Source organism: Corallococcus sicarius (assembly GCF_003611735.1).
In the GTDB taxonomy this organism is placed as follows: Bacteria; Myxococcota; Myxococcia; order Myxococcales; family Myxococcaceae; genus Corallococcus; species Corallococcus sicarius.
Genome location: NZ_RAWG01000384.1, coordinates 1 through 7,849, shown reverse-complemented (window position 1 = coordinate 7,849; position 7,849 = coordinate 1). Strand labels below are relative to the sequence as shown.

Below are 7,849 nucleotides of genomic sequence, written 5' to 3'. Positions count from 1 at the left end.
GGGTGGGGGAGGTGGCGCGGGCCTCCGGTGACGCCCAGCTCCAGGTGCGCGCGCTCATCCTGGAGGCCGCTGAACTCTCCGACCTGGGACAGGACCTGGGACGCGCCTACCGCCTCCTCAAGCGCGCGGAGGCGCTCGCCTTCCCCGGGGGCAGCGACGGCGTGAAGAAGCAGCTGCTGAACCCCCTGGCCACCGTGAGCGCGACCCTGGGGCACTTCGACGAAGCGCAGGATGCCTATGCGCGGCTCGCGGAGCTCGCGCGGAGCACCCGCGACGTGGGCACCGAGGCCCGCGTGCGCTTCGCCTTCGCGAACCTCGCGCTGCGGCGCAACGAGGAGCGTCCCGAACCGGGAGGCCGGCCGGCGCTGCTGCGCCTCGCGCGTGAAGCGCTCGATGCGGCGAGGAAGGCGGGGAGCAAGGCCTTCGAAGCGCAGTCCCTGCGCATGGTGGCGGAGCTGCTGGGGGACAGCCCGGAGGAGCGGCGCGAGGCGGACGAACACCTGCGGCGCTGCCTGGAGCTGGCCCTGGAGGCGAAGCTGCCCGAGCGGCGCATGGCGTGCCTGTGGACGCGCGCGGAGCGGCTCGCGGGGGTGGACGCCGCCGCCGCGGAGCGCGACGCGGACGCGGTCCTGGCGCTGGCCGCCGAGCACGACAACCCGCGCTACCTCGCCTCCGCGTGGCGCGCGCGCTCCATGGTGGCCTTCCGCACACGGCCCCTGCCAGAAGCCCTGCGACAGGCGGAGCGCGCGCTGGACGCGGTGGAGGTGCTGCGCCAGTTGCAGAAGGACGCGTCCAGCCAGGCGGAGCTGTTCTCCGGCTGGGTCCAGGACTATCACCGGCTCGCCGGGCGCACGCTGGAGGCCGGGGAGACGTCCGCCCTGCCGCCCCGCGAGGCCCTGGAGCGCGCCTTCGCGGTGAGCGAGCGGCTGCGGGCGCGGACGTTGTTCGAAGCGCTCGTCGCCTCCCGCGCGCTCGCCCTCGGCGCGGACTCACCGGAGCGCCAGTTGGAGCGGGTCCTGGTGCTGCGCGGCCTGTCCACCACGCAGCGGCGCCTCCTGGAGACCACGCTGCCCGCGTCCGAGCGCACGCGCCTGCTGGGCGAGCTGCAGGAGCTGGAGCGGCGGGAGCGCGAGCTGCGTCCGGCGCCCCGGCACGACGCCGTCGAGTTCGCGTCGCTCGCGCAGACCGAGCAGAACCTGGGAGAGGACGAAGCGCTGCTCGTCTTCCTCGTGGGCACGGACCAGGACCTCCAGGGCGAGCCCGGGGGGGGCGCGTGGGTGCTGGCGGTGACGCGCGGGGGGACGCGCGCGCACCGCATCCCGGAGCGCGCGCGGCTGCGTCCCGCCGTGGCGCTCCTGTCCGGGCTCATCGAGCGCCGGGATGGTTCGGAGGCCGGGACCGCCGCCGCGCTGTACGCCCAGCTCCTCGCGCCGGTGCTGCGCGAATTGCCGCCGCGCGTGTCCCGCCTGCTGCTCGTGCCGGATGGGCCGCTGCATGACCTGGCCTTCCCGGCGCTGCGCGAGCGCGCGGATGGGCCGCCGCTCATCTCCCGCTACGAGCTCGCGCGGGTGCCCTCCGCGAGCCTGCTGCACCACTGGCGGGAGCGGTCGGAGCGGCCCCCGGCGGGCGAGGCCCTGGTGCTGGCGGATCCGGACCGCAGCGGCGCCCCGGCGGGCACGACGACGGTGGCCTCGTCGCGGGGCGGTGTGTTCGGAGAGACGGCGAGCCTGGGCGCGCTGCCCGAGGCGAGGCGCGAAGGGCGCACCGTGCAGGAGGCCCTGGAGGACACCGACGTGCGGCCCCGGCTGCTGGTGGGGACGGAGGCGTCGGAGCAGGCGCTGAAGGCGTCGCGGTTGGACGTCGTGCGCATCCTCCACGTGGCCGCGCACGCCGTCGTGGACGTCGAGGCGCCCGAGCGCTCCGCCCTGGTGCTGGCCCCGGGCGCTTCGCAGGAGGACGGCCTCCTCCAGCCCCGGGAGATCGCGGAGCTGCACCTGTGGGACGCGCTGGTGGTGCTCTCCAGTTGTCAGGGCGCGTCCGGCGCGCTGCTCGCGGGAGAAGGGGTGCTGAGCCTCGCGAGGGCCTTCTTCGAATCCGGCGCGCGCGCGGTGGTGGCCAGCCTGTGGCCCATGCGAGACGCGGAGGCCGCATGGCTCCTGGAGCGCTATTACAGACATCTGGCTTCAGGGCAGGGCGTGGCGCAGGCCTTGCGCTCCGCCCAGCGCGAGGCGCAGGAGGACGGTCAGCCCGCGGCGGCGTGGGCGGGGGTGGTGGTGATGGGGGATGCCGCGCTGGTGCCCGTGCGGCGGGCCGACGACGCCGCGGGCGTCCCGGGGCAGGGCGCGAGCTGGGTCCTGGCCGTGCTGCTCTGCGCGCTGGTGCTGGCCATGGGCGTGGGTGGGTGGCGCCGGTCGAAGCGCCCCCCGCCTGCCTGGCCGCCGGAGGACCCGTCTGCGGGGCGAAGGGACGGGTAGCCCTGGCTGGTGCGCATCGCCACCCTTGGGGTGTGACTGAGCGGGACCTGGAGAACGAAGGCACACGGGCGGATCCACGGTTGCAGGCCCTGGAGAGCCTGCTGTCCCTCCCCGCAGCCGAGCTGCGGCCCACGCTGAACACGGTGAGCCAGGTCATCTCGGAGCTGCTGCACGCCGACAAGGTGGACGTCTTCCTCATCGAGAGGAGCACCCAGTGCCTCGTCGCCGTCGGGACGAGTGAGACGCCCATGGGGCGGCTGCAGCAGGCGTTGGGCCTGGACCGGATGCCGCTCGCCAACGGGGGCCGTGCCGTGCAGGCGTATGAGACGGAAAAGCCTTTCATGACGGGCCGCCAGGAGGAGGATCCGGAGGAGCTTCCCGGCATCAAGTTCCGGTTGGGGGTCCGCTCCTCCCTGATGGTGCCGCTGCCCATCGGCGAGGAGATCCGCGGCGTGCTGGGGGTGTCGTCGGCGAAGAACGACTTCTTCACCCGGGAGGACCTGCGCTTCCTCACGGCCGTGGCGCGCTGGGTGGGCATGGTGGCCCACCGGGTGGAGCTGGCCCAGGAGCTGACGAAGCTGGCCGTGAAGCAGGCGCGCCGGGCGGCGGCCGAGGAGCTCATCACGGTGCTGGCCCACGACATGGCCAACTACCTGCTGCCGCTCCAGGCCCGCATCCAGCTCCTCCAGCGGCGGGCCGCGCGCAAGCAGGACCTGGAGGATTTACGGGACGCGGACGGAGCGGCCTCTTCGCTGCGCTCGCTCACCCGGCTCATCCAGGACCTGCTGGACGTGGGGCGCCTGGACCAGGGGCTCTTCACCCTGCGCCCCCGGCCGGTGGACGTGGCGGGGCTGGCGCGAGAGGTGGCCACCACCGCGAGCATCCCCGCCCACCCGGTGAACTACCGCGGGCCCGAGGAGCTGGTGATGATCGCGGATCCGGAGCGCCTCCGTCAGGTGCTGGAGAACCTGGTGGCGAACGCGCTGAAGCACTCCCCGGCGGGGCTGCCGGTGGAACTGGAAGTGCAGGCGCAGCGGCGTCCGGAGGGGCTGTGGGCGCGGTTCGCCATCATCGACCAGGGACCGGGGATCCCCCCCGAGCAGCTGTCCACGCTCTTCGAGCGCTTCGCGCGAGGCCCCGGCTCCACGGGGCTGGGCATCGGCCTGTACCTCGCGCGGCGCATCGTGGAGGCGCACGGCGGCACCCTGGAAGTGGACTCGAAGCAGGGCCTGGGCACGCGCTTCGAACTGGCGGTGCCGGAAGCACCCACACCCGCCCGGTAGCGCCGCGGCCGGGCAGGCGCCGGAGCAAAGATGTTCGGGGAAGCGGTGGCCTCCGCACCGGGTCGCTCAATCCATGTTCCCCGAACGGTTGCTCCCGGGGGCCGGACTCGTGGGCCCGTCCGGCTCCAGCTCGTGGGCGTCCTGCATGTCCGGGAAGAGGCCCGCTTCCGCGAACTCCGCTCGGCCCCGGATGACCGTGGCCTCGGAGAGAAGCTGGCCCAACTCCTCGGCGGCTTCCTTGCGCCCGTAGGGCTGGGGCTGCCCGGCCAGGGCCTCGCGCAGGGCATCCCGCATCGCTCCCGCCGTGGCGTAGCGCTCGGTGGGCTCCTTCCTGAGGGCCTTGTGGAGAAGGGCCTGGAGCGACTCCGGAAGGCCCGCTGCCGCGCGCTGCACGTCCTCTGGACCCAACCGATCCATGAAGCCCTGCATCTGCTCCAGGGGCAGTGAGGGCCGCTCCTCCGGCCGAAGCGGGCCCACGGGCCCGGTGCGGGTCGCGTCCTCCAGGTCGAACAGGTGCGCCCCCGTCAGCAGCTCCGCCAGGGTGACCCCCAGCGAGAAGACATCCGAGCGCGCATCCAGGGGCCGCTGCTGAAAGAGATACTCCGGCGAGGCATAGGCCACATCCCCCTTGAGGAGCGTCTTCGGGCTCTCCTCGCGGTTGGCCAGCAGCGAGTAGGCCGCTCCGAAGTGGGTGAGCTTCACGGCCCCCGTGCGTCCCTCCACCCTCACGTTGCGCGGGCTCACATCACGGTGCACCACACCCAGCGGCCTGCCCGCTTCATCCTTCGCCGTGTGCGCGTAGTGCAGTGCTTCAGCCAGTTCGCCCGCGACGTAGAGGGCGAAGGCGGCGGAGACAGGCCGTCCGCGTGCCGCCGCCGCGCTCACCACCGTGTCCAGGCTGGGCCCGTCCACGTACTCCATGAGGATGTGCGGCATCCCCTCATGCATCCGCATGTGGTGCACCTGGGCAATGGCGGGGTGGTGCAGGCGGAAGGCCAGCTCCACCTCCTCGATGAGCCGGTGACGCCGCGGGCTGCTGGCCGGGCCCAACAGCCGCTTGATGGCGACAAGGCCGCATGGCCCGTCGCGGGTGGAGCGTTGGGCCAGCCACATCACCTCGCCAATGCTCCGGCGCTCGAGGGGCTTGATGAACGTATAGGTGGTCGCGTCCACGGTGAGGGGAGACGGCGTGCGCAGGGTGACGCCCGCGCGCTCCAGGCTGCTCCACTCCGAGCGCAGGGCAGACGTGTCCTCGACGGGAGTGGGGGTGTTCGAGGGCGTGGACGTGGCCTTCGTCATGGGCGGGGCTCCGAAGCGGGAAGGGGATGAGGGAAGGGACGGCGAGTCGGCAGCGCGGGCTACGGAACTTCGTCGCCCGCGGCTTCGAGAAAGAACGCCCGGGCGGGCAGACGCGGGAGGGAGGTGTCCTCGCGGTAGCCCTGGCCCTCGCTGGCGTAGAAGGCGCCCACGCGGTAGTCGCCCGCGCGCAAGGCTCCATTCTGGACGCCCACCGGGCCCACGCACTCCAGCGGCTTTCCCGTCATCGCCGCCACGATGTAGCCGTCGGGCCGCAGCACCGCGAGGGCCTGGAAGCGCCCGAGCCGCTCGCTCAGCGTGGTGCGCGACACGGCCTCGCCCTTCGTCACCACTTCGGCCAGAAGGTAGTCGGCGGTGACGTTGGGACCGAAGCCGCGCAGCGAGTGGCCCACCAATGACAGGAGAAGCCGCAACTGGCGGGCCTCCTGCACGGTGACTTCCTCGCCCCGGGGAAGCTCCTCCGGCGACAGCCCCGCGCCCACGAGCAGCATCCCGAAGTCGTCCGTCGCGGCCAGCACCTCACGGGTGCGACTGAAGACGCCTTCCGTCCTCCGGGCGCAACCGGCGAGGCCGGTCATGAGCAGCAGCGCGGATGCAAGACACCACGACGGGGAGACCGGAAGACGCGAACCGCGCATGCACACCTCCTGTCGGGACATGCCCTGGTGGGCATGATCGACTATGCCCATCAAGTATCATGCGGGCATGCACGGGGTGAAGCCTTCCCCACGGGCGGAATGAGCCGGGACGCGTGCGCGGCGGGTTGTCAGCGGCGCAGCATGGCGGTGGCGACGCCCAGCAGGGCGGTGAGCTGATCCGCCTCCAGCCTGCGCGAGATGTAGAGCAACCGCTGCAAGGTCTCATCGTCCGGCCCGCCCCCGCCCTTCTTCCCGGCGCGGGCCTTCTTCGGGGAGAAGCCCAGGGCTTCCTCGGGGGACAGGTGCAGGGCCGCGCACAGCCGCACCAGCGAAGGCACGCTGGGCAGCATCTTCCCGCGCTCCAGACGGCTGTAGACCAGGGGCGTCAACTGGATGCGCTCGGCGACCTCCGCCTGGGTGAGTCCCATCTTGTCCCGGGCCGCCCGGGCCGCGGTGCCGATGATTTCCGCCAACTGTTGATTCATGGCGGGGAGCGTAGCCGCTACGCGTCTTCCAGGGTGTCCAGGAGCGCGAGGAAGGACTGGAACCGGGCCTCCGGCAGGGCCCGCACGCGGTGGAGCAGCGCACGCAGTGAGGAGAGGTCCTCCTGGCTGGCGGCGGCCCCTGGTGCTCCGGGCGTGGCGAGGTGGAGCAGGGCCTCCGAGGAGACATTCAAGGTGAGGCACAGGTCCCGCAGCACGGCGACACTGGGAATCAGCTTGCCGCGCTCCATGCGGGCATAGAGGGGCACGGAGAGCTGGAGGGCCTCGGCGACCTTGTCCTGGCGCAGGCCCGCGCGGTGGCGCGCCTCGCGGATGACATGGCCCAACTCGGCGGCGAAGGCTTCGTACATGGGGAGAACGCTCCTGGGAGGAGGGAAAGGCCGCGGTCACGGCATCTTCCGAGCTATGCTCGTGAAGCATGGTTGACTAGCTCTTATCCACCCACTTCTGTCAAGCGCAGCCACCCGCCGCTCCGTTGGAGAAAGCCCGTGAGGCTGAATCCCCCGTCACCGTCCATTGCCCCGGGCACCGTCGTTGGCGGCTACACCGTGGAGCGCAAGCTGGGCGCGGGGGGCTACGGCACCGTGTATCTGGCCCGGGAGCGCGAGGGCGGGCTGTTCGCCCTGAAGTTCCTCCCGGTGGAGGAGGCCGGCCGCTGGGCGGAGCGCGAAGTCTCCATCCTGCTGCGCCTGCAACACCTGTCGCACCCGCATGTGGTGCGCCTGCTGTCCCATACCCTGTGGCCGGTGGCGGAGGAGCCCGAGTTCCTCGTCATCGTCATGGAGTACGTGCGCGGGGCCCCGCTGGACACGTGGGCGCGCGAGGTGAATCCCACGGCCCGGGCCGTGGCCGGCGTGGCGCGGGACGTGGCAGGGGCCCTGGCGGCGGTGCACGGCGAAGGCGTGGTGCACCGGGACGTGAAGGGCAGCAACGTGCTGGTGCGCGCCGAAGACGGGCGCGCGGTGCTGGCGGACTTCGGCGTGGGTGGCTACCCGGGCGCGCCGGGCATCACCCGCCACCCCTTCCTCCCGGGCACGCCCGAGTACCGCTCACCCGAGGCGTGGCAGCACCGCAGGGACGGCGCGAGCATGAAGTACGTGGCGGGCCCGGCGGATGACCTCTGGGCGCTGGGCGTGATGCTCTACTGGCTCTTGACGGACCGCTACCCCTTCGAGGCGCCGGATGACGTGTCCCTCGTGGACGCCATCCTGGCGCGCACGCCGTCCGCGCCCCGGGAGGTGAATCCGCGGGTGCCCGAGGTGCTGAGCCGGGTGTGCCTGCGGCTCCTGGAGAAGCGCCCGGAGGCGCGTTTCGCGGACGCGGGCGCGCTGGCGACGGAGCTGACCGAAGCACTGGCCGGAGCAGAGGAGGCGTGGGACGTGCCCCTGTGTGACTTCTACAGCGTGCACACCGCCACCACGAAGGGACGGGCCTCGGACCTCCTGGCATGGGCGAAGGCGCCGCACCAACCGCCGCGACGAGGCCCGCGTCCGAAACGCGCGGTGGCCGAAGTCCCACCCAGGGCCGGGGCCGCAGCCCCCGAAGGCAGGGCGCCGTCCGAAGTGGCACCGCCGCACCCGCGAGCGCCCATCCCGCGGCGAGGACTCCGGGTGGTGGCGGGGCTGGTGCTGGCG

The 7,849-nt window shown here is 72.7% G+C and carries 7 protein-coding genes; 3 read left to right on the top strand and 4 right to left on the bottom strand.

The window, feature by feature from the left end:
• Both D7X12_RS36405 and D7X12_RS36400 read left to right on the top strand, forming a co-directional pair.
• Positions 1–2,474: CHAT domain-containing protein (locus tag D7X12_RS36405; RefSeq protein ID WP_120629805.1), on the top strand; the 2,474-nt coding region annotated here is incomplete at its 5' end.
• A gap of 32 nt (positions 2,475–2,506) precedes the next feature.
• Positions 2,507–3,757 carry a GAF domain-containing sensor histidine kinase gene (locus tag D7X12_RS36400; RefSeq protein WP_244224994.1) on the top strand — a complete coding sequence of 417 codons (1,251 nt, stop codon included), beginning with the start codon at positions 2,507–2,509 and terminating at the stop codon, positions 3,755–3,757.
• Between the two features lie 66 nt (positions 3,758–3,823).
• Here D7X12_RS36400 and D7X12_RS36395 read toward each other — a convergent pair whose 3' ends face one another.
• The 4 genes from D7X12_RS36395 to D7X12_RS36380 form a co-directional block, all read right to left on the bottom strand.
• Positions 3,824–5,056 (bottom strand): serine/threonine-protein kinase, encoded by a 1,233-nt coding sequence (locus D7X12_RS36395; protein ID WP_120629804.1) that lies wholly within the window; start codon positions 5,054–5,056, stop codon positions 3,824–3,826.
• A gap of 59 nt (positions 5,057–5,115) precedes the next feature.
• A complete protein-coding gene (locus D7X12_RS36390; protein WP_147443904.1) occupies positions 5,116–5,712 on the bottom strand; it encodes a hypothetical protein in 597 nt (198 codons plus the stop codon).
• A gap of 128 nt (positions 5,713–5,840) precedes the next feature.
• Positions 5,841–6,197 carry a helix-turn-helix domain-containing protein gene (locus D7X12_RS36385; protein ID WP_120629802.1) on the bottom strand — a complete coding sequence of 119 codons (357 nt, stop codon included), beginning with the start codon at positions 6,195–6,197 and terminating at the stop codon, positions 5,841–5,843.
• Positions 6,198–6,214: 17 nt separating this feature from the next.
• Positions 6,215–6,565, bottom strand: a complete 351-nt coding sequence (locus D7X12_RS36380) for a helix-turn-helix domain-containing protein (RefSeq protein ID WP_120629801.1) — start codon at positions 6,563–6,565, stop codon at positions 6,215–6,217.
• Between the two features lie 138 nt (positions 6,566–6,703).
• On the opposite strand from D7X12_RS36380, the gene D7X12_RS36375 reads away from it, so the two are divergent.
• Positions 6,704–7,849: serine/threonine-protein kinase (locus D7X12_RS36375; protein ID WP_158620195.1), on the top strand; the 1,146-nt coding region annotated here is incomplete at its 3' end.